Source organism: Bradyrhizobium semiaridum, assembly GCF_020329505.1.
Classification (GTDB): Bacteria; Pseudomonadota; Alphaproteobacteria; order Rhizobiales; family Xanthobacteraceae; genus Bradyrhizobium; species Bradyrhizobium semiaridum.
Window position 1 is genome coordinate 39,393 of sequence record NZ_JAGKJJ010000027.1, and the last position, 21,184, is coordinate 60,576.

At 61.1% G+C, this 21,184-nt stretch carries 23 protein-coding genes; 4 read left to right on the forward strand and 19 right to left on the reverse strand.

The features are described 5' to 3' along the window. The first annotated feature begins 152 nt into the window (after positions 1 to 152). A complete protein-coding gene (locus tag J6500_RS25570; protein ID WP_225715462.1) occupies positions 153 to 938 on the forward strand; it encodes an SDR family NAD(P)-dependent oxidoreductase in 786 nt (261 codons plus the stop codon). A gap of 452 nt (positions 939 to 1,390) precedes the next feature. Here J6500_RS25570 and J6500_RS25575 read toward each other — a convergent pair whose 3' ends face one another. Then, positions 1,391 to 1,663: a hypothetical protein gene (locus J6500_RS25575; RefSeq protein WP_225715463.1), complete on the reverse strand. Its 273-nt coding sequence runs from the start codon at positions 1,661 to 1,663 to the stop codon at positions 1,391 to 1,393. Between the two features lie 392 nt (positions 1,664 to 2,055). On the opposite strand from J6500_RS25575, the gene J6500_RS25580 reads away from it, so the two are divergent. Then, on the forward strand, positions 2,056 to 2,913 hold the full coding sequence (locus tag J6500_RS25580) for an SDR family oxidoreductase (RefSeq protein ID WP_225715464.1): 858 nt from the start codon (positions 2,056 to 2,058) through the stop codon (positions 2,911 to 2,913). Between the two features lie 25 nt (positions 2,914 to 2,938). Here the strand turns inward: J6500_RS25580 and J6500_RS25585 are convergent, their stop codons facing one another. From J6500_RS25585 to groES, 18 genes are all read right to left on the reverse strand, one after another. Further along, the gene (locus J6500_RS25585; protein ID WP_225715465.1) at positions 2,939 to 3,322 is read right to left on the reverse strand and encodes a c-type cytochrome; all 384 of its coding nucleotides are present in this window, start codon (positions 3,320 to 3,322) and stop codon (positions 2,939 to 2,941) included. 20 nt (positions 3,323 to 3,342) lie between these two features. Beyond that, a complete protein-coding gene (locus tag J6500_RS25590) occupies positions 3,343 to 3,963 on the reverse strand; it encodes a c-type cytochrome (RefSeq protein WP_225715466.1) in 621 nt (206 codons plus the stop codon). 3 nt (positions 3,964 to 3,966) lie between these two features. Next, positions 3,967 to 4,791, reverse strand: a complete 825-nt coding sequence (locus J6500_RS25595) for a substrate-binding domain-containing protein (protein WP_225715467.1) — start codon at positions 4,789 to 4,791, stop codon at positions 3,967 to 3,969. Further along, the gene (locus J6500_RS25600) at positions 4,775 to 6,613 is read right to left on the reverse strand and encodes a methanol/ethanol family PQQ-dependent dehydrogenase (protein WP_225715468.1); all 1,839 of its coding nucleotides are present in this window, start codon (positions 6,611 to 6,613) and stop codon (positions 4,775 to 4,777) included. Before J6500_RS25600 ends, J6500_RS25595 begins: the two co-directional genes overlap by 17 nt. A gap of 108 nt (positions 6,614 to 6,721) precedes the next feature. Beyond that, on the reverse strand, positions 6,722 to 7,351 hold the full coding sequence (locus J6500_RS25605) for a heme-binding protein (protein WP_312018238.1): 630 nt from the start codon (positions 7,349 to 7,351) through the stop codon (positions 6,722 to 6,724). Positions 7,352 to 7,613: 262 nt separating this feature from the next. Beyond that, positions 7,614 to 8,543, reverse strand: a complete 930-nt coding sequence (locus tag J6500_RS25610) for a cytochrome c oxidase assembly protein (protein WP_225715469.1) — start codon at positions 8,541 to 8,543, stop codon at positions 7,614 to 7,616. Beyond that, on the reverse strand, positions 8,531 to 8,884 hold the full coding sequence (locus tag J6500_RS25615; protein ID WP_225715470.1) for a hypothetical protein: 354 nt from the start codon (positions 8,882 to 8,884) through the stop codon (positions 8,531 to 8,533). Before J6500_RS25615 ends, J6500_RS25610 begins: the two co-directional genes overlap by 13 nt. Continuing rightward, the gene (locus J6500_RS25620) at positions 8,881 to 9,480 is read right to left on the reverse strand and encodes a cytochrome c oxidase subunit 3 (RefSeq protein ID WP_225715471.1); all 600 of its coding nucleotides are present in this window, start codon (positions 9,478 to 9,480) and stop codon (positions 8,881 to 8,883) included. The genes J6500_RS25615 and J6500_RS25620 overlap by 4 nt, the downstream gene beginning before the upstream one ends. Beyond that, on the reverse strand, positions 9,477 to 11,384 hold the full coding sequence (gene ctaD / locus J6500_RS25625) for a cytochrome c oxidase subunit I (RefSeq protein WP_225715499.1): 1,908 nt from the start codon (positions 11,382 to 11,384) through the stop codon (positions 9,477 to 9,479). The genes J6500_RS25620 and ctaD overlap by 4 nt, the downstream gene beginning before the upstream one ends. A gap of 2 nt (positions 11,385 to 11,386) precedes the next feature. Then, a complete protein-coding gene (gene coxB, locus J6500_RS25630) occupies positions 11,387 to 12,397 on the reverse strand; it encodes a cytochrome c oxidase subunit II (RefSeq protein ID WP_225715472.1) in 1,011 nt (336 codons plus the stop codon). Positions 12,398 to 12,481: 84 nt separating this feature from the next. Continuing rightward, complete coding sequence (locus J6500_RS32020) at positions 12,482 to 12,604, reverse strand: hypothetical protein (RefSeq protein WP_283842946.1); 123 nt, start codon at positions 12,602 to 12,604, stop codon at positions 12,482 to 12,484. Between the two features lie 92 nt (positions 12,605 to 12,696). After that, positions 12,697 to 13,968 (reverse strand): DUF892 family protein, encoded by a 1,272-nt coding sequence (locus J6500_RS25635; protein ID WP_225715473.1) that lies wholly within the window; start codon positions 13,966 to 13,968, stop codon positions 12,697 to 12,699. Positions 13,969 to 14,610: 642 nt separating this feature from the next. Then, the gene (locus J6500_RS25640; RefSeq protein ID WP_225715474.1) at positions 14,611 to 15,054 is read right to left on the reverse strand and encodes a hypothetical protein; all 444 of its coding nucleotides are present in this window, start codon (positions 15,052 to 15,054) and stop codon (positions 14,611 to 14,613) included. 91 nt (positions 15,055 to 15,145) lie between these two features. After that, entirely contained in the window at positions 15,146 to 15,643 is a 498-nt protein-coding gene (locus tag J6500_RS25645) for an Hsp20/alpha crystallin family protein (RefSeq protein ID WP_225715475.1), read from the reverse strand. A gap of 78 nt (positions 15,644 to 15,721) precedes the next feature. Then, the gene (locus J6500_RS25650) at positions 15,722 to 16,171 is read right to left on the reverse strand and encodes an Hsp20 family protein (protein WP_225715476.1); all 450 of its coding nucleotides are present in this window, start codon (positions 16,169 to 16,171) and stop codon (positions 15,722 to 15,724) included. 520 nt (positions 16,172 to 16,691) lie between these two features. After that, the gene (locus J6500_RS25655) at positions 16,692 to 17,036 is read right to left on the reverse strand and encodes a hypothetical protein (protein ID WP_225715477.1); all 345 of its coding nucleotides are present in this window, start codon (positions 17,034 to 17,036) and stop codon (positions 16,692 to 16,694) included. 204 nt (positions 17,037 to 17,240) lie between these two features. Further along, a complete protein-coding gene (gene groL / locus J6500_RS25660; RefSeq protein WP_225715478.1) occupies positions 17,241 to 18,866 on the reverse strand; it encodes a chaperonin GroEL in 1,626 nt (541 codons plus the stop codon). A 47-nt stretch (positions 18,867 to 18,913) separates the two neighbouring features. Then, a complete protein-coding gene (groES, locus tag J6500_RS25665; RefSeq protein ID WP_225715479.1) occupies positions 18,914 to 19,228 on the reverse strand; it encodes a co-chaperone GroES in 315 nt (104 codons plus the stop codon). Between the two features lie 223 nt (positions 19,229 to 19,451). Here groES and J6500_RS25670 point away from each other — a divergent pair, with 223 nt between their 5' ends. Continuing rightward, positions 19,452 to 20,549 (forward strand): trypsin-like peptidase domain-containing protein, encoded by a 1,098-nt coding sequence (locus tag J6500_RS25670; protein ID WP_225715480.1) that lies wholly within the window; start codon positions 19,452 to 19,454, stop codon positions 20,547 to 20,549. Positions 20,550 to 20,722: 173 nt separating this feature from the next. Beyond that, entirely contained in the window at positions 20,723 to 21,007 is a 285-nt protein-coding gene (locus J6500_RS25675) for a hypothetical protein (RefSeq protein WP_225715481.1), read from the forward strand. Positions 21,008 to 21,184 lie beyond the last annotated feature (177 nt).

The window sequence follows — 21,184 nt, forward strand, 5'->3', positions numbered from 1 at the left end:
CCTCCGGCTCGAATGATGAAAGCCAAGTCGAACGGACGAGGATGGTTGCTAAATGCTGGAGACGTATTGCGCGCGCTGCCTATGCGGACCGATAGGAACAAGCCGGCGCGGCGGCGATTTGAGCGGGCAACGCACCTGGTCGAGGATCGCTCATGCCCACTCCCCGTCAATTCGCCATTGTCACCGGCGCCTCCACCGGCATCGGCCTGGAACTTGCCCGATGCTGTGCTCAGGCGGGCTTTGATCTCCTGATCGCCGCCGACGAGAACGCGATCGAAACGGCAGCTTCAGAGCTGCGCGGCCTTGGTGGGCAGGTGGACGCAGTGCTGACGGATCTCTCGACAATTGAGGGCGTCGATCGCCTCTGCGCCGCCACGCAAGGCCGTCCCGTCGATGCTCTGCTGGCGAACGCCGGCGTCGGTCTCGGCCGCGCGTTCCTGGATCAGGATTTCAACGCCATCCGCCGCGTCATCGACACCAACATCACCGGGACGGTGTATCTGCTCCATCGGATCGGCAACGAAATGCGCCAGCGCGATTTCGGCCGCATCCTCATCACGGGCTCGATCGCCGGCTTCACGCCCGGCAGCTTTCAGGCCGTCTATAACGCCTCTAAGGCGTTCCTGGATTCACTCTCCTTTGCTCTCCGTGAAGAGCTGCGCGACACCCACATCACGGTGACGTGCCTGATGCCCGGCGCGACCGAAACGGAGTTCTTCCGCCGCGCCGACATGATGGATACCAGCGTCGGAACGGCGAAGAAGGACGACGCGGCTGAGGTTGCCAGGGCCGGCTTCGATGCGATGATGAAGGGTGAAGGCGATATCGTTACCGGCCTGAAGAACAAGTTGCAGTCGGCCATCGCGAGTATTACGCCAGCCGGATTATTGGCGAAGCAGCATCGGAAGATGGCGGAGCCAGGGACGGCCAAGCGCTAGAGTGCTGAGATCAAATTTGCCGTTTCTCAGGAGCGGCGAAAAGCGCTGCAGTGCCTTGATGTCTTCGCCATCCAGGACGTTGGTCGTTAGGCTGATGAGCCGGCAGGGGCGGCGGCAGAGATTCTCGGGCACCAGGCGCCGGCGCGACGATCATCTTCATCCTTCGGGCATTTTTCCGCGAGCACCGTGCCGAAACTGCGCCGCGTTGACCAAGCTAGCAGCCCATTTGGCGGGAGGGCGCGATGTGGCGAGACGGCGAGTTCTTCTGGACCTCCGCTTCTGGTTGCCATGTTACTTGGACTTTCTCCCCTTTTGGATCGCCGCAGCGCTTTTACTTGTGCGGAGTAGATGAGGCAGCTTGCCGACCGGACTGCCTGGATGTGTTCGCGTCGCGCTGCGGCCACAGGAGAAGGGACCCCGTGCCTTACACAGGGTCCGCATTATGCTGCTGGCTATCGCCCGCTTTTCGGCGGCACCCTGGTTCCTCCCTGATCGCTGCCCGGACCGGAACCACCCTGACCGGAAGCGTCGGGCTGCATCCCCCTCCGCGACATGCCGGTGGTGCCGGTGTGAACCGAGCCTCTGTCCGGGCGCATGGAGTCTCGCTCCATTCTGTTGGTGCCCGGCTTCTGCATGGTGTCGGTCTGTGGCTGCGGACCGGTGGCCTGGGCGAAAGCCGATCCGCACATCAGGGTCGCCGCCACTGCAATCAATAGCTTCTTCATCGGGTGTCTCCATTGTTGGCAAATTGCAACGAAGGCAAGCAGCGGACGTTCCTTCGTTCACGTAGAGATTGCCTTGGCGACGAGGCACATTCGGCGGCAGGAACAGGCTACGGTTACAGCCGTGGTTCCGCCTTTCGTTGCCGTTGCTAGGGGCATGGATCGATCGACGTTGAGAAACGCGGCTTCCGCGCGTCCCCCGACTACAACCTGAGGCATGCGCGCGGCGATCATGGGGACTTTCGCTTGAGTTAGGGTCGTTGCTCCGCGCGCCGGTTCCAATACGCGCGGTTTCCCATTCGCTTTTGGTCACCAATTGCAGTGCCTGCAGCTGAATGAGCGAGGAACGTCTTGCGGCAGCAATCTGTTGCTTAGTCTGACTTTTGGAGCTTCCCATGACCGACTTTCCCAAACCACCCTATCCTGTTCAAAAGCAATCGATGCCGGGCTCAACCCGTGAGATGAATCCGAGGCCCGACCACGGGGAGGAGAGCTACCGGGGAGCCGGACGACTCGCAGGGAAGAGGGCGATCATTACCGGCGGGGACAGCGGGATTGGACGCGCAGTTGCGATCGCATACGCGCGTGAGGGCGCGGATCTGGTCCTTGCCTATCTCAGCGAGGATGAGGACGCCTCCGAGGTCAAGGCCCTGGTCGAACGCGAGGGGCGCAAGGCGGTTCTGATCCCGGGTGACATTCGTGACCCCGAGCATTGCCGCAAGATCGTTCGTCGAGCCGTCGATGAACTCGGCGGCGTCGATATCCTCGTGAACAATGCCGCGCACCAGGCAACCTTCAAGGATATCGGCGACATCAGCGATGAGGAATGGCAACTCACGTTTGAGACCAATATCCACGCCATGTTCTATCTGAGCAAAGCCGCTGTACCCCACATGAAGCCCGGCAGCGCGATCATCAACACGGCCTCGGTGAATTCCGATATGCCAAATCCCATCCTGCTGGCCTATGCCACGACCAAGGGGGCAATCCAGAACTTCACCGGGGGGCTCGCGCAGATGCTTGCTGAGAAAGGAATTCGGGTCAATGCCGTCGCGCCGGGCCCGATCTGGACTCCGCTCATCCCATCGACGATGCCGGAAGAGGCGGTCAAGACGTTCGGGCAGCAAGTGCCGATGAAGCGGGCGGGGCAGCCTGCTGAACTTGCCACCGCGTACGTCATGCTCGCCGATCCGCTCTCGAGTTACACGTCGGGAACGACGGTGGCGGTGACTGGCGGGAAGCCGTTTATTTAGAATCAAACTGACGAGGCGGCCTGACTCATTTCAGCGTATACAGGAATGCGGTGATGTCGCGCGCATCGTCCTGTGAAATACCTGAGCTTGGCATGGCGTTGCCTGGCAAGAGCTTTTGCGGATCCTCGATCCAGAACGTCATGTTGTCCGGCGAGTTCTGGATAAAGCCCGCAATGTAGGTCCGCGTCGCAATCCGTCGCAAGGAGGGGCCGACATTGCCGTCCGCGTTGGCAATGCCGGGAATCTCGTGACAGCCCCCGCACCCGTACCGCTTCACCAAGTCGGCGCCCCGGCGAGAATTGCCGTTGAAGTTCTCGACACCGAATGCGGAGTGAATGCCGCACGCGAAGGTGGCGCCAAGACCTAGCAAAAGGAGTAAACGAGGCGCCAATAGCGCGTAGCTGGCCATTGGGTGCTCCGATCGTCCGCTCACGGCTTCTGACCCAGACCGAATTTCTTGGTGCTCGACCAGGGATCACTGGTCAAGATCTGTTCGGTCGGAACCTGCTCGATCTCGGGTGACAGCGGCTCCGCGGAGAATGTGCGTCCCCATTGGCGGTTTGGCTCGTTGCTGATCTTGCCGATGTAGGTGACGAGATCCCAGATCACCGTATCCGGGAGCACGGCACCCCAGGCCGGCATGCCGTTCGGTCGTCCCTGGTAGATGGAGAGATAGATGTTCTCCGGTTGCGAGCCGTAGGTGAAGATGTTGTTGCTCAAGGACGGGCCCATGCCACCGCCGCCATTCGCGGCATGACAGCCAACGCAGTTGAAGTTGACAAAATAGGTCATGCCGCGCTGCTCTGCCTGCGGATCGCCCTGCACGGGATTCTTGATCGACGGGTTGTCGGGTTGGGCACCCGGGACCAGAGGGCTGAGGGGAACCCGCATGAAGACGCCAGGACGGCCGTTGCCCACGCTCTGTCCGAAATCCGGGCGAGGAGAGACCGTGGGTGTTTGCGCTTCCTGTGATTGTGGCAGGCTTTGCTGGCCGATCACGGCGTGGCTGCCGGCCAGCAAGAATGCGCCGACTGTGAGGATCATCCGCATCAGCTAACCGCCTCCAGAGGAGGTTTGCGTCTCGACCAGGGGGACGCCGTAGCTGCGCAGCAGCGAGGCGATCTCCGATCGATGCCCGTCGATGAAATTGTTGAGACGATCTCGCAGGCCATGATCGTCTTTGCGCACGCCCATCGAAATCGAAAACTGGAACTGCTGCGGCGCAAATCGTTCACCGTCCTGGATCGGGATAACCACGAGCCCGACAGGAGATTGCCCGGCGAAGTAGCCGCCGAGCGGCCCCCACGCTGCGGCGACATCGATCTCGCCGCTTTCGACCGCTTCGATCAGACGCGCCGGTGGATCGGCCTCCCGATAGTCGCCATAGATCGAGTAGCCGCGCACATTGTCGACGATGCCTTGTTCACCCAGCGCCTCCGCTGGAGGCGAATTGTTTCCGTCATCGCCGATGAGGTGGACCCCGATCCTCAACTGGTGCAGCCTCGGATCGAGCAACGAAGAAAGGTCGAGATGGCGGTCCTGCCGCGTCACGAAGACGTAAGTCGAGCGGTAATAGGGCTTCGTCGTTTCCGCCATTTCGAAATGGTCCGGAACGCCCATCACGACGTCGCATTTCCCGGCTTTGAGCGTGTTGCGGATGAAGCCGCGGCGCTGCGCCCACCAGGTGTAGGAGAGCTGCATCCCGAATTGCTTGGCGATCATGGCGGCGAGCCTGTTCTCGAACCCCTGTTCCGCGCGGTTTGAGAACGGCATGTTGTTCGGGTCGGCACAGACGCGGAACTCGTTGCTCGGCGCCGCGGCGGCGGCGCCGAGCGTGAGGGGCAGGACAACACAGACACACTCAACGAGCCGGCGCATGATTATTGTCCTGACCATTTGCGCCTCCGAGCTTGAAGACTAGCAATTCGCTGCCGCCGGCGGTGTAGAACGGCAAGTCCTGCGTCGCCCCTGCGAAGCCCAGCGCGCCGTTCCGAACTCTGGGATCAACCTCGGCGTTCGCGACGACCCCGGGCCAGCCGCCGACACCGGACAGTATCGCAATATATTGCTGTCCGTCGGAGCCGCGGTATGAGATCGGCTGGCCGATGAAGCCGGAGCCGGCGCGGAACTGCCAGAGCGGATGACCGTCTTTCGCATCGACCGCTTTGAAGAGACGGTCCATGGTGCCGTAGAACGCGACATCCCCGGCGGTGACGAGTGCGCCACTCCACACCGGGAGACGCTCGTGGATCTCCCAGACTTTCTTCCTTGCTATGGGGTCCCAAGCCATGAACTCCCCGCGATAGCCACCGGGCCCGGCATACATGTCGACGTCGGCGCCAACATAGGGCGTGCCAGCGATATAGCCGACCTGCGACGCCTTGAAGTTCATGCAGAGATGCTGATGTGGGACGTAGAGCAGCTTGGTTCGCGGCGACCAAGCAGAGGGTTGCCAATCCTTGGCGCCAGGAGCCGCCGGGCAAATATTCTCGATGGTCTTGCCGAGCAGCGGTGTCTTGTCCTCGTTCGGAATGATCTTCCCCGACTTCAGGTCGACTCCCTTGTAGGAATTGATGAATTCATAGGCGTCGGCGGAAATCACCTCACCCGTGCTGCGGTCCATGACATACATGTAGCCGTTGCGGCCGGGGTGGATCAGCACCTTGCGCGCTTGTCCGTTGAGATCGAGGTCGACCAGGACGTTCTCATTGATCTCGTCATGGTCGAATAAGTCATGGGGATTGAGTTGATACGCCCACTTGGCCCGTCCGGTATCCGCGTCGCGCGCGAAGATCGACGTGCTCCAAAGATTATCGCCGCTGCGCTGGTTGGCGTTCCAGGGGCTCGGGTTGGCGGTTCCGTAGTAGACGAGGTTGAGTTCGGGGTCGTAGGAGATCCAGCCCCACACGGTGCCGCCCCCGACCTGCCAACGGTCCGCCGGCCAGCTCTTCACGCCGAGGTCCTTGCCCCTGAGATTGTCGTAGAACGGTTTGAAGTCGTCGCCGATCAGCACGTCCTTGTCCGGACCGGTAGAGTAGGCACGCCAGAAGATCGCGCCTGTGCTCTCGTCGAGCGCAGTGAGCCAGCCGCGCACCCCCATTTCGCCGCCGCTATTGCCGACCAGAATCTTCCCTTTGACCACGATCGGCGCCATGGTGATGGTCTCGCCCTTGTTGATTTCGCCGAGCTTCGTATGCCAAAGCTCCTTGCCGGTCTTGGCATCGATGGCGACGGTGTGGTTGTCGAGCGTGTTGAGGAAGATCTTGCCGTTGTCGTAGGCGAGGCCGCGGTTGACCACGTCGCAACAGGCGACGCCGGCCGCTGCCGGCTCAGGCTTCGGGGCATACGACCACTTCAGCTCGCCGGTGGTCGCATCCAGCGCGAAGACGCGATTGGGGTAGGGGCCGGCGTAGGGACCGACCACATACATGGTGTTGTCGATCACAAGCGGAGCTGCCTCCTGGCCGCGGTCGGCGCCGATCGAGAAGGTCCAGGCGAGTTGCAGGCGCGATGCGTTGCCCGCATTGATCTGATCGAGATCGCTATAGCGCGTGTTGGCGTAGTCGCGTGCCGCCATCGGCCATTGTCCGGGGTCCTTCATCCGAGTCTGTAGGTCGCTCTGCGCGAAAGAGGATGAGGTCCAGGCGGCGCAAACAATGCTCACCGTTGCGAAGACGCGCCGGTAGTTCCGGTTTAACATAGATGAAGATCTCCACGGCAATGGAGGCCGGCGCCCGCGTCGCATGCCCGGTCACCGACGTACAAACGTTGCGCTTTGGCTTGGTTCCAAAAAGGCCGGTCTGTCCGCTTAGCGCACTACATTTCCTGATACGCCCGCCCCAAGATCGACGGCGATCTGGTCTTCCTTGCCGTTGCACTTCGGATGGCCAAAGCCCGAGGGGCTTTTTCCGTCCGGACCGATATCGTAGATGATCGCATCCTTCATGTTCGGACTGACACCAGCGGGCACGTGGTCGAGGCCGAGCAGATGGCGGACGCGCCAGGCGACATTGTGGTCCGCGCACGAGCTGTCGCCGCTGACGCCAAGCGCGCCGCCGATGCCGTTGCCGTCATAGAGCGCCACCCCGCCACCGAAGACGATCACGCCACCCACTTGCTTGCCGACCATCGGATCATGCTGTGTCCCGAAATCCTCGCTCTTGCCCGCGTAGATCGCATCCGGAATGGGTGGGCTGCTCAACGCTGCACCGAACAGAAAGCCCCCGGGTTGCGCACCGGTGTAGAGATTCGCGGTCGCCATCGCCTTGTCCTTCAAGCTGAATGCGTTGGCGGTGTTGGCCTTCTCGGCGGCGATGGCGCGGCTGCCGGGCCATTGATCGTCGGCCCGGCGCGGCTGCCGGGCCATTGATCGTCGGCCTTGTTGCCGCTGAATGCGACGGCGCAGACGACACCCTGCCGGTTGACCACGGCGGCCCATTCATGGTTGTCGAGCCCGCCATTGCTCGGCCCGCCCGACGGCTTGACGCTTTTCTTCAGGATATCGGCAAGATGGTCGTGGTCGACAGGGCAGGATGCGCCGGCGCCTTGCGATGGGTCTTGTGCAGCGGACTGCGTCGCAAGCAGGAGTCCGGCGATTGAGAGGGCTGATGCCCCTGTCGAGAACTTGTTCACGTATCCTCCGCGGGAGAAGGAGCTGTAGGGATCACCAACCGCGAACGTTCGAATCAAACTGCCGGTTCCTAACCGGTCGGGCGCGCATCGCGGAGTGTGCCGGAGCCGTTTGCCGGCTCGAACGCGGTTAGCCAGCGATAGGCAAAGAACAGGGCGGCGCCGGTATAGAGAATACCCATCGGGACCCACATCAAAATTCCGGCGAGTTGCTGATCCTCCAGCGGCGATAAACCGAAGTCGCCGGCGAGTGCGCCCTGGCTCGGCACCCAGACACGCGTCGACAGCGTCAGCAGGGCACCCAGCACGCCGGAATGCAGAACCGTTACGAAGAGACAGGCGATGCCGATGCCGTCCCGCATCCGCTCGCTGCGTCCTTTCCCGCGCCCGTAGAGCAACACCCACCAGAACAGTAGCGCCGTGGCGAAGAAGCTGAGGTGCTGGAGGCGATGGATCGCAATATTCTCAAGCGCCAGGGCATACAGCGGTGGCGCGTGCCAAATCCATAGAGCCAGTCCGTGCAGAGCGGTTGCGCTGACCGGATGACTGAGGAAGGTCCACAATGTCGCCAGCGGAGCTGTACTCGCGAGACGGCCTGCCGGCCGACAAGACGGCGGCAAGCTCCACAGCAGCGGACCGTTGGTCCGCGCATAGGCGATCAGCGGAGCTGCAACCAGCATCAATAGCTCATGCTCGATCATGTGCGCCGTGAACAGGCGCTCGCCGAGCCAGTGAAGCGGAGAGGTCAGGGCAAGCGCCACGACCAGCCATCCGGCCCAAAATGCCGCCACGCGCCGGTACGTGACGCCGCGCCCGCCGCCGGCGCTCCGCCAAAGCCGCTGCGTTCCGACGTAGAATGCGATGCCCAGCAGATAGAGCGGGCCGAGCAGCCAAGGATCGTAACTCCACAGCGCCGTTGGGTCGGACACGTTTGCCAGCCCGTGTGCCGAAGCGGACGACGGCAGCAGCGCGGGAAGCAACAGGAGACTCAACGCAAGCATGGGCTGATCATGAGCGCGGCAAGAAGCTGATCGGCGATGACAAGCGCAAACAGGACACCTGTGCCAACCCCTAGCCAGGCCATGAATGTTCTCGGACCGCCGCCTGCGATATCGGTCCATTCAGTCCCGGCATGGCGGCGAGTCGCGTATCCGGAGATCACCGTGCCGGCGAGCGATGTGAGCACCAGAAGAATGCTTAGGGCAATGCCGCTCCACCTCGCTTTCTCGCAAGCGAGATGGATGATGGCGTAGACACCCTGCAGATTGGCGGCCCAGGCGAGGGGGCCGAGCGCGACGCCTGCCCAATAGAGCAAGCTGGTCTTGGCTTGGTTGGCGGTCATAGTCTTGGAACCCAATCGAGCAACACATAGAGTGGCAGCCAGGCGATCACGACAAAGTTCCAGTAGAACACGTTGTCGGTCACGTCACTGAAGCGGCGCGGCCTGGCGTGCGACGTGAACATCAGGACGGCGAGCACGATCGTATCGCCCAGGTCGGTCGCAAGATGCGTGGTATGCAGGCCGAGGATCAGCCAGACCACCGATCCGTAGGCGGAGTTGTCCCAGCGGGTGTTGAGATGGGCAAACTCGAAGCCGCGCAGGATCAACAGCACGATGCCGATCAGCGACATGACCACGAGCCAGACGCGCACCTTGTGACGATCCTGCTGATGCGCGGCCCGATTGGCATACTGGTTGGGGATGATGCTGAGCAGGAAGATGATGGTTTCCGCTGTCCCTGGCCAGAGATCGGGCGGTGAAGCGCCGATCGGCCAAGTCGGATTCACGGCATAGAGATAGAGATAGGCGCCGATCGCGATGGCGAAGCCCATGCCTTCCAGCGCCATGAAACTCATCGCGCCCCACCATGGTCCGCTTTGCGGGCCGAAGCCAAAGGTGGGCAGTTCTCCGACCCTGCGGACGATGGTCTGCTTCATTCCTCGTCCTCTTTGCTGCCGGTCGGCCAGAACCAGCCGATCAGGGTGATTGCCATCGGGGGCGTTCCCCACAACACCGCCCACGGCGTGAAGATCGAGCCGATGAAGAAGATCGTCGTCGCGATGGCGGTGAGCAACGGCCAAATGCTTGGTTCCGGTGAGGCCTCGCGGATCTGCGGCTCGGCTTCTGCGAGCGACGTCAACAACACCTCGCGGCGCTCGGCGCTGAGGCCTGCGACGACCGGCAACGTGTCGCCGTCCGCCCATAGCGGTTCGCGATGGGTGACGATCGGAATGCGGTCGAAATTCTGAGGCGGCGGGGGAGATGCCGTCGCCCATTCCAGAGTGGATGCATCCCAAGGATTGTCGTTGGCCGGCGTTCCCTTGCGAAGGCTGTAGATCGCATTCGCGAGTAGAACCGCAAAGCTGAGCGCGAACATCACGGCGCCGACGCTGGACAGTAAATTCAGCCGTTCCCAGCCCATCTCGAGCGTGTAAGTGTAGACCCGCCGGGGCATCCCCATCAGACCGAGGATGTGCATCGGGAAAAACGCGATGTTGAAGCCGAAAAAGGCAAGCCAGAAGTTCCAGCGGCCGAGCCGCTCGCTCAACATCCGGCCGCAGATCTTGGGAAACCAGTAGTAGACCGCTCCGACGAGCGGAAACACGGCGCCCCCGATCAGGACATAATGGAAGTGGGCGACGACGAAATAAGTGTCATGCACCTGGGTGTCGATCGGGACCGACGCCACCATCACGCCGGACAGGCCGCCAATGACGAAGATCACGATAAATCCGAGCACGAACAGCAGCGGCGTCCGGTACACCGGACGGCCGTCCCATAACGTCGCGATCCAGCAGAATATCTGCAGGCCGCTCGGCACGGCGATCAACATGCTCGACGCGGTGAAAAGGCCGGCCGCAAGGTGGGGCAGTCCCGTCACGAACATGTGGTGCACCCAAAGTCCGAACGAGAGAAATCCCGTCGCGATTAGCGACAGAACGATCACGGGATAACCGATCACCGGCCGACGCGCGAAGGTGGCGAGGATCATCGACACCATGCCCGTTGCCGGAATGAAGATGATGTAGACCTCTGGATGGCCGAAGAACCAGAACAGATGCTGCCACAACAGCACGTTGCCGCCTGAGGAAGGGTCGTAGAAACGGGTGCTGACCAGGCGATCCAGGATGAGCGTTGTGGATGCGACCATAATCGACGGCATCGCGAACATGACGAGGAACGCTGTTACCAACATCGACCAGACAAAGAGCGGGATGCGGTCAAGCGTCATTCCGGGGGCGCGTTGCTTGAACACGGTGACGATGATCTCGACGGCAACCGCCAGCGCTGCGACTTCCGTGAAGGTGATCATTTGGGCCCAGACGTCGGCGCGCTTGGACGGGTTAAACTGCAGGCTGGAGAGCGGCGTATAGGCAAACCAGCCGACGTCGGGACCCACGTTGAACAGGAAGGAGATCCAAAGGAAGCAGCCGCCGAACAAGAACATCCAGTAACTGAAGGCGTTGAGCCGCGGGAACGCGATGTTGCGTGTTCCGACCATCAATGGCACGAGGTAGACTGCGAAGGCTTCCATGACAGGCACGGCGAACAGGAACATCATCGTCGAGCCGTGCATCGTGAAGACCTGATTGTACAGATCCGGTGAAAGCAGACGGTTTTCGGCGCCAGACAACTGGATGCGCATTAGGATTGCGAGAAGTCCGCCGAGAACCAGGAACGTGAATGCCGTCACGATGTAGCGGCGACCGATGACCTTGTGATCGACTGACATTAGTGCGCCGGTCAGCCCGGGTGGCGTCCGCCAGATGCTTTCCAGTCGTGCTGCTAGTTGCAACCCGTGGAGGGCGTCGTCTCGCACGTCTCTTTGCTCGGCGGCCATGCTCACTTGAGCTGCTCCAGATACTGAATGATCGCGATCAGCTCTCCAGATTGCAATGGCATCCGCGGCATCAGATTGCCGGGCTTGATGTGTTGTGGATCGGCAATCCAGGCGCCCAGCGCCGCTGGCGTCCGCGGCAGCGTGCCGGCGGCTATCGTCGTGCGGCTGCCGATATGGGTCAGATCCGGGCCCAACTGGCCGCCCGCCAGGGTGCCGCGAATGGTGTGACACAGCGCGCATCCGCGGCCGCGAAACAGCTCCTCTCCTTGTTTGGCCAGCGGGGCGGTCGGATTGACTGCACTCTGGTTCTCGTGCTCGCGCCATCGCTCGAACTCGTCGGGACGCAACGCGATCGCCGCGAACGCCATGTGGGCGTGTTGCAAGCCGCAGAATTCAGCGCACTGGCCGCGATAGATGCCGGGGTTCCTGGCCGTAAACTGAATCTCATTGGTTTGCCCGGTGATCAGGTCCATCTTGCCGGTGAGGCTCGGAACCCAGAAGCTGTGGATGACATCAGCGGATTCGAGCTCCACTTTGACCGGCTTGCCCACGGGGATGCGGATTTCGTTTGCCGTAGTGAAGCTGTTGTGTGGACTGTCCGCCTTGTAACGAACTTCCCACCACCATTGATGGCCGATGATCTTGAGCGTCAGGGCGTCCGGATCCTTGGCAAACAGCGAGCGCTGGCCGGCATAGCTCACGAAAGACAGGACGAGCACGATCAATGTGGTGGTGGCGCCGAGGCCGAGAATGACGCGGCCCGCTCGCGCCTCGAATGGAAGACGAAGTTCGAGCGGCGCCTGTCCGATACGCGTTCGCCGCAACAGGCCAACGCCGAGAACGACAATAACGCAGCTCCAAACGATGCCGGAAACTCCGAGAAAGATGATGAACGTGTGCCGGATTTGCTCCGATTGAAGAGCTTGCGGGTCAAGCGCCGACTGCGAGCCGGTACAGGCAACGAGCGGCAACGCGACAAGGAGGAGAAGGCCGGATCGGACCCAGGCAGGCATGGCGACTCGTTGAGCTTGGTTGCTCGTGCCGAACCGCCGGCTCCTACAAAGGTTCCTATGTCAGTCCAACCGCTCGGCGTGCGGTCATACGGGCCAGCCCTTCACCGCAACGATGATCGCAGCATCCGACGCCGCCAGCAGCAGCAACACGAGCACGGTCGCCACGATCGCGCCGGGCTGGGTCATCACCCGGAGCCCTTCGAGCATCGCACGGTCTCCTTCTCGCAGGTATGCGACCCTGCGGCCGGGCTACTCTGAGTCCGGGCCGCAGTGGCCTTATGAAGAACAAGCGTGCTCGCTTACTCCACCGGCTCGACCGCCGCAGGCATCTTCGCAACCGACATCAACGACCGCGCCACCTGGTTCAGCAACTGATCGGCATTCTCCTCCTCTGCCAGTGACTTGGAGAGAAGGCTGACGATGGCGCTGTGGCGAAGTTGCTGGGCGAGATTGCGCGCCGTGGTGTAGCCCGCCATCTCATAGTGCTCGACACGTTGCGCGGCGCCGATCAACGCGAGATCGGCGGCGGCATTTTCCTTCTTTCCGCCTTCGCCCATGATCTCTTCTCCTTCCTCGATCAGGCCCATCATGCCCTTGCAGGGTTTGGGCTTGGCCGACTTGCCGAGAAGCTCGAAGCACTCGTTGATGCGCTCGATCTGGGCTTCGGTCTCGGCGAGATGCTGCTCGAATAGCTCGCGCAGTTGGTCGTAGCGTGCTGCCTGCGCCATCTTCGGAAGTGCCTTCGTCAACTGCTTTTCAGCGTGGAGAATGTCACGAAGCTCGTCGATCAGGAGGTCGCCGAGGCCGGCCTCGTCCTCGGGCGGCGAACTCTCGGTGACGATGGCACTGGCAGGACCCGGCTCGCCAGCCTGGATGGCCGGGGATTCCGTGAATACCCAGTCGCCGCCCTCGTTCCACGGCCCACGGGTATCGATTTCACCATGGTCGCCCGTGCCGGTCGAATCGTTGAAGTACTGGTTGACGAGACCTGGCGTCGGCGCGATACGGCCGATACTGAAGGGCGGCTTGCTCAGGCTTTCGAGCGCCAGCGAGAACGCCTTCATGTGGGTGATCTCACGGGTCATCAGAAACTGGAGAGCGTCCTTGGTGCCGGCATCGTCCGTGAAATTGATCAGCCGCTCATAGACGATCTTGGCGCGCGCCTCGGCGGCGATGTTGTTGCGCAGATCGACGTCCAGTTCGCCAGTGATCTTGAGGTAATCGGCGGTCCAGGCGTTACCTTGTGAATTGAACAGGTTCACTCCGCCGCCCCCGGCGATCGCGATCAGCGGATCGGCCTCGGCGGCCTGGCGATCGAACTTCGAGGGCTTGAGATGCATGCGAGCCAGCGTGCCGACCACTTCCAGATGGCTGAGTTCCTCCGTGCCGATGTCCATGAGAAGGTCCTTGCGGTCCGGATCTTCGCAGTTCAGGCCCTGAATGGAGTATTGCATGGCCGCTGCGAGTTCGCCATTTGCGCCGCCGAATTGCTCGAGGAGCATGTTGCCAAAGCGCGGGTCTGGCTCGTCGACGCGGACGGTGAACATCAGCTTCTTGACGTGGTGATACATGGAGAACCTCGACTTCCTGAGCGGAGAGATCGGTCCGAAACGGCGATGCCGGGTCGTTCGTTCCTATAAGACGTTGCCCGGTCAAGATGGGTGACTATCTGGCGTCGTCTCCGCTCAGCGTGGTGGCAGCCGCTTTGTGTCGACAGCGTAAAGCAGCCTAGGAAGGAGGCCGCGCCGCTTCAGAGTCTCGAGGTTGGAACTGTGCGGAGATGGTTGATCGATTGAGGACCTGGGCAGGTTGCGGGCCAGAAATCCTTTCGGCTCTTGGAACAAAATCGGCTTTGCTGATTCCTTTGCCGCCACCGAAGGATGGCGCCGGGTGCCCAATCAAACTTCGGAAACCTGGGGGCCGGAGGCCAGATTTCGTGTTGAAGAACGTGCCGCGCGCGCTCTGTCGAACGCGAAAGGCGACGAAAGAACCTCGGTTAGATCGCAACCTGGACCTGGACTAAATGTCCGTCCGGTAGTTGCGCCTCCGGGATTTGGACGTATTCGAGCAGCATTTTTGGTGGGATGAATCGCGTGCGAATGGCGGATTTTGACCGGCCATCAAGCGGCCACATCGCGAGTTAGGCTGCCCTTCGGAAAGAAAACAGGACTCCCGCGATAGTGGGCGCGGTGTAGCGCACCGCGCTACCAAAACTATGATCTTGCACGCACATTTGCCTCGCGAGTCCACCGCGAATGATTTACTGGGCGTGCTGTCGGCATCGACCGATACCGCCTCGTCGCTGCTAGCCTTCCCAACTTGCGCTGCGGCTCGTCGGAAGCGGTGCATTCAAGCTTGCTGAAATGAGGCAGCCGCATGGCCAATCCCCCGCGTGGCGGTGGATCGTTATCCTCGTCCAGTTGCTTCAATGCCGCCACGATATCGTCCAGACGGAGCCGGTGCGTGATACCCGGGACCTTGCGAAGAGCCGGGTGAGATTCGACGGCATACATATCCGATGCCCAAGACGACAGAATTACTCGCTTCTCGTCGGTCGACAACTTGGCATCGCGCAGGACATCGTTGGGTGAATCGTAATGAGATACCGGATGGAAAAATGGCTCAACGTTGTTGGCAGTACGATTGGCCTGGCCCATGTTGTGTCTCCTACTGGCTCCTTTCGTCGAGAGACGGGTTGATGTGAGACGAGGTCGGCGGCGGCGGGCTTGCGCCGCCGCCTTCTTGCTTTCAGTTGGTGTTGATCGCGATACGCTTGACGTTGCGGCCCGATTGCTCGGACTTCGGAAGCGTCACGGTGAGAACGCCGTTCTTGAAATCCGCATGGGCCTTGTCTTCCTCGACGCCCTCCAGCGAAATCTGGCGCTCAAACGAACCATAGTAGCGTTCGCTGACGAATTTCGAGTCATCGCTGCGTTCGGCCTTTTTCTCGCCGCGGATCGTGAGAACGCCGTTGGCGATCTCGACCTGAACGTCCTTTTCGCTAAGACCCGGAAGTTCGGCCGAAACCGTGACCGACTTGTCGGTTTCGCTGAGTTCGAGCCGAGGCCAGGCGAATTGGCCCTCCATTAACGGATTGCCAACACGACCGGGTAGTCCGAACCCGCGAAAAACGTCGTCGAAAAGCCGGTTCATCTCACGGTGAAGCGTGAGAAACGGATCGAAAGGCTCCTGGCGGGTCGGCAACTGCTGAGCCTTCGTCCACGGAACAAGATCACGAATACCCATGATATCCTCCTCGTTTCATGAAGCTGGTCGACGCGCGGACGACTGCTGTCTGCGCGACGTGAGCAGGCATCAGGCAGCCTAGGCTGCCTTCTGCGTGATTCGCCCGGCAGAGGCGCCACCGTCGATGGCGATGCGCCGGGGCTTCATGGCCTCGGGGATTTCGCGGACGAGCTCGATCCGAAGCAGGCCGCTGTCGAACGTCGCGGACTTCACCTGGACATAATCGGCAAGGTTGTATTGCCGCTTGAACGGACGAGCTGAAATGCCCTGGTAGAGATATTCGTGCTGGGCCTCGTCGCTCTTGCGGCCTTCAACGGTCAGCACGTTCTGTTCGGCAGTTACAGCGATCTCGTCGAGATGAAAACCAGCCAGCGCCAGCGAGATCTGGTAACGATCTTCACCAAGCCGCTCGATATTGTAGGGCGGATAGTTGTCCTCGATCCTGTGCTGGGTTTCGTCGAGGAGATCGAAAAGGCGGTCGAAACCGATGGTCGAACGCCACAGGGGAGCGAAGTCGTAAGTCCTCATAGCCAAGTCCTCCTAAGAGCAAGATGGATACGAAGGAGCGCAAGACACCAGTCCGGCGCCCTGTTCAGTCCGCCGGACCCAAAGTTGGCGCCCGGCACCGCCACTGGCGGCACAAATCGAATTAGAAGGGTCGAATTCGATTTCAAGAGCATCGGCAAAAAAATTCTGGGATCGATTCCCTTAGTTAATTATCGATTTCCTCAGTTAATTTCGGGGTGCTCTCATGCGGCGAGACCCTGGAGCTAGGCTTCAGCCTCCCCGAGCATTTGCATCCGCCGGTGCCGGTCCTCGGCGGGCATGTTTGAATCGTCAAGCAATTCCTGCAATGCAAAACGACCGGCGTTCGCTCTCAATGAGGAAGCGACGAACAGCATCATTTCGCAGGCGGTGCGAACCACCTGGATGGGGACGCCGAGTCTGTTGCGGTTTGCAAATTCAACAGAGGCACAAGAAAGCCAGTTTGCGCAACGCGGACTGCGCTAGGCTGCCCGCATTGCGTCAGCAATAGGACAGGAATCGGTCAGCTGAAGGCCGGTGAGGCCTTTGTCCGCTCCTGAGGAGCTTGCAGTATGCCCCAGGGCGTGACGCTCGGCGACATGAGCGTATCGATCCTCAGCGTCGGCGCGGGCGCGTTCCAGTTCATCCAGAGCATCGAGTCGAGATATCGGATGGGTGGCAACGGCAGCATGTCGCCGGCCCTCGCTGCGGCCGGTTGCGGCGAACTCTCAATTCCCCAGGCGGCCAGCGACGGCAGCATCAGGACCGCCGCCAGCAAGGCTGTCATTACGTTTCGGATAGCGCGGCCGGTAATGCGCTTTTTGTGCTTCTCCGCACGAGCGGAGCTAATGGTTTGATCTCTGATCATCTCATCCTCCTATCGTTCGAAAACTTACTCATGCGATGATTGCGAAGCTCGAGGCCGGCATGATCCAGTTCAGAACAGCCTCGCTCTTGCGCAACAGAGCTTCGATCTGCGTGCTCATCGTGAATCCCCGTTTTTCGTCGTGTTCGCTGTCTCCTTTCCCCGAAGTGAGGGGAGCGCCCGGCCGACGGCCGGGCGCAAGTCTCGTCAGAAGTCCATCGGCGGCGCAGCGGGCGCGTGTGCCTCTGCCTTCTTGGGCTTGTCGGCCACCAACGCTTCCGTCGTGATCAATAGCGAGGCAATCGAGGCTGCGTCCTGCAACGCCGTCCGGACAACCTTAGCCGGGTCGATCACGCCGGCTTTCACCAGATCCTGGTATTCGCCGGTTGCAGCATTGAAGCCCCAATTGTAGTTGCCGTTCTCGAGCAGCTTGCCGACCACCAGGGAACCGTCCTCCCCGGCATTCTGGACGATCTGCCGAGCCGGCACCTGGATCGCGCGGCGCACGATGTCGACGCCGGCCTTCTGGTCGGCGTTGACCGTCTTGACGCCGTCGAGCGCCTTGAGCGCGCGGAGCAGCGCGACCCCGCCGCCGGGCAGGATGCCCTCCTCGACGGCTGCACGGGTGGCATGGAGCGCGTCGTCAACGCGGTCCTTCTTCTCCTTGACCTCGACCTCGGTGGCGCCGCCGACGCGGATCACGGCGACGCCGCCAGCGAGCTTTGCGAGCCGCTCCTGCAGCTTCTCGCGATCGTAGTCCGAGGTGGTTTCTTCGATCTGCACCTTGATCTGTGCAACGCGGGCTTCGATGTCCTTCCTGGCGCCTGCTCCATTGACAACGGTGGTGTTCTCCTTGTCGATCACCACCTTCTTGGCGCGGCCAAGCATATTGAGCGTGACGTTTTCGAGCTTGATGCCGAGATCCTCGGAGATCGCGGTGCCGCCGGTGAGTATGGCGATGTCCTCAAGCATGGCCTTGCGCCGATCGCCGAAGCCCGGCGCCTTCACAGCCGCAACCTTGAGGCCACCGCGCAGCCTGTTGACGACCAGCGTCGCCAGAGCTTCGCCCTCCACGTCTTCGGCGACAATCAGAAGCGGTTTGCCGGTCTGCACGACGGCCTCCAGCAATGGAAGCATGGTTTGCAGCCCGGACAACTTCTTCTCGTGGATCAGGATGTAGGGGTCCTCAAGCTCGACCTTCATCTTTTCCGAGTTGGTCACGAAATAGGGCGAGACATAGCCGCGATCGAACTGCATGCCTTCGACCACCTCGAGCTCCGTATTGAGGCTCTTGGCTTCCTCGACCGTGATGACGCCCTCGTTGCCGACCTTCTGCATGGCGTCCGCCAAGAACCGGCCAATTTCGGTATCTCCGTTGGCCGAGATCGTCCCGACCTGTGCGATCTCATCGTTGGAGGTGACTTTCTTGGCATGGACCTTCAGGTCATCGACGATGGCCTCCACGGCCAAATCGATGCCCCGCTTGAGGTCCATCGGATTCATGCCCGCCGCGACCGACTTCGTACCTTCCTTAACGATCGCCTGTGCCAACACCGTCGCCGTGGTGGTACCGTCGCCGGCCAGATCATTGGTCTTGGACGCCACCTCGCGAACCATCTGGGCGCCCATGTTCTCGAACTTGTCCTCCAGTTCGATCTCCTTGGCAACGGTCACGCCATCCTTGGTGATGCGGGGCGCGCCGAACGATTTTTCGATCACCACGTTGCGTCCTTTTGGACCGAGCGTGACTTTCACCGCATTCGCCAGCGTGTCCACGCCCCGCAGCATGCGCTCGCGGGCCTCGGTCGAAAACTTCACGTCCTTGGCAGCCATGTTTCAACTCTCCTTTCTCTTCGATGACTGTCAGTCTTTCAGCCGTGTCAGGCCGCCTTCTTCAACCTGCTGCTGTGCTCCACGATACCCAGGAGATCGCTCTCCTTCATGATGAGGAGATCTTGACCGTCGATCTTCACTTCGGTGCCCGACCACTTGCCGAACAAGACTCGGTCGCCGATCTTCACGTCGAGCGGGGCCAATTGGCCTTGCTCATTCCGCGCGCCAGGTCCCGCGGCGATGATCTCGCCTTCCTGCGGCTTCTCCTTTGCGGTGTCGGGAATGATGATGCCGCCGGCAGTCTTCTCCTCGGCATCGATGCGGCGCACGAGCACACGGTCGTGCAATGGACGGAAATGCATGCACATCCTCCTCAACAGTCTAGCGATGTCATTTGACCGGAGCCGGAAACCAGCCCCCGGCGGAAAAACCACCTAGGAACCGGAAAAATTTCGTTCAAGAGGGGCGCGCAAAAATTTTAGCGCTCTTGACGGGAGAGTGCCAGGGCAGCCCTTGAACAGCGCGCGACGGCGACCCAGTTAGGACCCACAAATCTCATAAGCGATTGTCAAAAAAGGAGAAATTATGCCGTCACTGCGCTTGTCGGGCCGGCTCGGGCTGTACCTTGCCCTCGCGTGGCTGCTCTCGCTCGGGACCGCCCTCGCACAGATCCCCGATCTTGGCACCGGCCGTGTACCGAGCTTGGCGCCTCTTGTGAAAGAGGTCACTCCAGCGGTGGTCAACATCTCGGTGCAAGGGAAAGTCCGGGAGGACAATCCGCTCTACCACGACCCCTTATTTCGGGAATTCTTCAACGTTCCGAAGCAACTTGAAAAGGAGATCAATGCAACCGGCTCCGGCGTGATCGTAGATGCGCAAAAGGGGTACGTGCTCACTGCAAGCCACGTCGTCGCGCAAGCCTCGCTGGTCCAGATCAAAACGAAAGACGGAAGAAAGTTCGCAGCGAAACTGTTGGGGCGCGATGCTCCCACCGATGTGGCACTTCTGCAGATCAAGGATCCAATCGGCCTAAAAGCAGTCAAACTCGGTAACAGCGACGCGCTCGAGGTCGGCGACTTCGTCATAGCCATTGGCAACCCCTTCGGGCTTGGCCAAACCGTTACATCAGGTCTTGTTAGCGCTTTGGGACGCACAGGTCTCGTGAAGCAAGGCTACGAGGATTTCATTCAGACCGATGCGGCGATCAACCCTGGCAACTCGGGCGGCGGCTTGATCAATCTGAAAGGCGAATTGATCGGTATCAATACCGCAATCATTTCGCCGGCCGGCGGCAACGTCGGGATCGGTTTCGCTGTGCCCATCAATATGGCGCACAAGGTGATGGATCAGCTGATTGCGACGGGCCGCGTCGATCGCGGCCGTATTGGTGTAGCGCTCGAGGACCTCGAGGCGCCCGCTGCTGGCCATATCGAGGGTGCGCGGATCAAGGAGGTCAGCCCTGGCTCTCCGGCCGAGCGTGCGGGCCTGCGCAGGGGCGACGTGATCCTGAAGGCTAATGGTCTTCCGATCCGGAGCGCGACACAGATGCGCAACCTAATTGGTCTTACTCCGGTCGGCCAGCAAGTCCGTATCATCGTTGAGCGAGACCGCGCGCAGGAAGCTGTGACCGTCGAAGTCGTTCCGCTCACAGGCCAAAAATCGAAACCACGCGGGCCCAGCTAATCACGAGTCAGTCGCGGGTTCGAGGGACGACGGTATTGGACCTGCAAAAGCGACAAACAGGAAAGCTGCTTGGGCACTGGCGCACCCGACGCGATACGAGCGTGTGACCTTTGCCTTCGGAGGGCAACGTTCGGCCGAAGCCGCGAGGCGGCCGGCGCTTTCCCGACGCCTGCGTGCCGGGCAACGGCCCGGCACAATTCATCAGCGACAGCACGGTGCCGAGCGTGTTGCGCACCGGCACCGGTGACCTCGAACTGCTGGCGGGCGGCAACTACACCCAGGACTCGCTTTACGGCGTCTACACCGCCGGCACGCAGGCCACCGCCGCGGTCGATCCGAAGTATCAGCCTTCGCAGATGCTCGGCAATGGGCGACTTGCCGAAGATCAGATGAAGCGGCTCACCGAGGAAGAGAGGAATCGATTGAACGCATTGGTCGTTCAGTCGGATTCCCGATAGCGCTTCTTCTCCAGCCAGGTCTCGGGGGCGCTCAGGCATGGCATGCCGGCAAACACGGCCGGCAAGCCGTCGAGGTCGAGACGGATCGCAGCATAAGACGATGCTGTCTGGAAGATTGCGTTATGCTGTCGAACTCGAAATTGGTGTCACACCGCAGCCGGGTCCCTCAGAACCCAG

What these genes read in the sequence shown, in the direction of transcription:
- J6500_RS25570 (WP_225715462.1), top strand. Translation starts at nt 153, where the DNA reads ATGCCCACTCCCCGTCAATTCGCCATTGTCACCGGCGCCTCCACCGGC.
- J6500_RS25575 (WP_225715463.1), bottom strand. Translation starts at nt 1,663, where the DNA reads ATGAAGAAGCTATTGATTGCAGTGGCGGCGACCCTGATGTGCGGATCG.
- J6500_RS25580 (WP_225715464.1), top strand. Translation starts at nt 2,056, where the DNA reads ATGACCGACTTTCCCAAACCACCCTATCCTGTTCAAAAGCAATCGATG.
- J6500_RS25585 (WP_225715465.1), bottom strand. Translation starts at nt 3,322, where the DNA reads ATGGCCAGCTACGCGCTATTGGCGCCTCGTTTACTCCTTTTGCTAGGT.
- J6500_RS25590 (WP_225715466.1), bottom strand. Translation starts at nt 3,963, where the DNA reads ATGCGGATGATCCTCACAGTCGGCGCATTCTTGCTGGCCGGCAGCCAC.
- J6500_RS25595 (WP_225715467.1), bottom strand. Translation starts at nt 4,791, where the DNA reads ATGCGCCGGCTCGTTGAGTGTGTCTGTGTTGTCCTGCCCCTCACGCTC.
- J6500_RS25600 (WP_225715468.1), bottom strand. Translation starts at nt 6,613, where the DNA reads ATGTTAAACCGGAACTACCGGCGCGTCTTCGCAACGGTGAGCATTGTT.
- J6500_RS25605 (WP_312018238.1), bottom strand. Translation starts at nt 7,351, where the DNA reads ATGGGCCGCCGTGGTCAACCGGCAGGGTGTCGTCTGCGCCGTCGCATT.
- J6500_RS25610 (WP_225715469.1), bottom strand. Translation starts at nt 8,543, where the DNA reads ATGCTTGCGTTGAGTCTCCTGTTGCTTCCCGCGCTGCTGCCGTCGTCC.
- J6500_RS25615 (WP_225715470.1), bottom strand. Translation starts at nt 8,884, where the DNA reads ATGACCGCCAACCAAGCCAAGACCAGCTTGCTCTATTGGGCAGGCGTC.
- J6500_RS25620 (WP_225715471.1), bottom strand. Translation starts at nt 9,480, where the DNA reads ATGAAGCAGACCATCGTCCGCAGGGTCGGAGAACTGCCCACCTTTGGC.
- ctaD (WP_225715499.1), bottom strand. Translation starts at nt 11,384, where the DNA reads ATGGCCGCCGAGCAAAGAGACGTGCGAGACGACGCCCTCCACGGGTTG.
- coxB (WP_225715472.1), bottom strand. Translation starts at nt 12,397, where the DNA reads ATGCCTGCCTGGGTCCGATCCGGCCTTCTCCTCCTTGTCGCGTTGCCG.
- J6500_RS32020 (WP_283842946.1), bottom strand. Translation starts at nt 12,604, where the DNA reads ATGCTCGAAGGGCTCCGGGTGATGACCCAGCCCGGCGCGATCGTGGCG.
- J6500_RS25635 (WP_225715473.1), bottom strand. Translation starts at nt 13,968, where the DNA reads ATGTATCACCACGTCAAGAAGCTGATGTTCACCGTCCGCGTCGACGAG.
- J6500_RS25640 (WP_225715474.1), bottom strand. Translation starts at nt 15,054, where the DNA reads ATGGGCCAGGCCAATCGTACTGCCAACAACGTTGAGCCATTTTTCCAT.
- J6500_RS25645 (WP_225715475.1), bottom strand. Translation starts at nt 15,643, where the DNA reads ATGGGTATTCGTGATCTTGTTCCGTGGACGAAGGCTCAGCAGTTGCCG.
- J6500_RS25650 (WP_225715476.1), bottom strand. Translation starts at nt 16,171, where the DNA reads ATGAGGACTTACGACTTCGCTCCCCTGTGGCGTTCGACCATCGGTTTC.
- J6500_RS25655 (WP_225715477.1), bottom strand. Translation starts at nt 17,036, where the DNA reads ATGATCAGAGATCAAACCATTAGCTCCGCTCGTGCGGAGAAGCACAAA.
- groL (WP_225715478.1), bottom strand. Translation starts at nt 18,866, where the DNA reads ATGGCTGCCAAGGACGTGAAGTTTTCGACCGAGGCCCGCGAGCGCATG.
- groES (WP_225715479.1), bottom strand. Translation starts at nt 19,228, where the DNA reads ATGCATTTCCGTCCATTGCACGACCGTGTGCTCGTGCGCCGCATCGAT.
- J6500_RS25670 (WP_225715480.1), top strand. Translation starts at nt 19,452, where the DNA reads ATGCCGTCACTGCGCTTGTCGGGCCGGCTCGGGCTGTACCTTGCCCTC.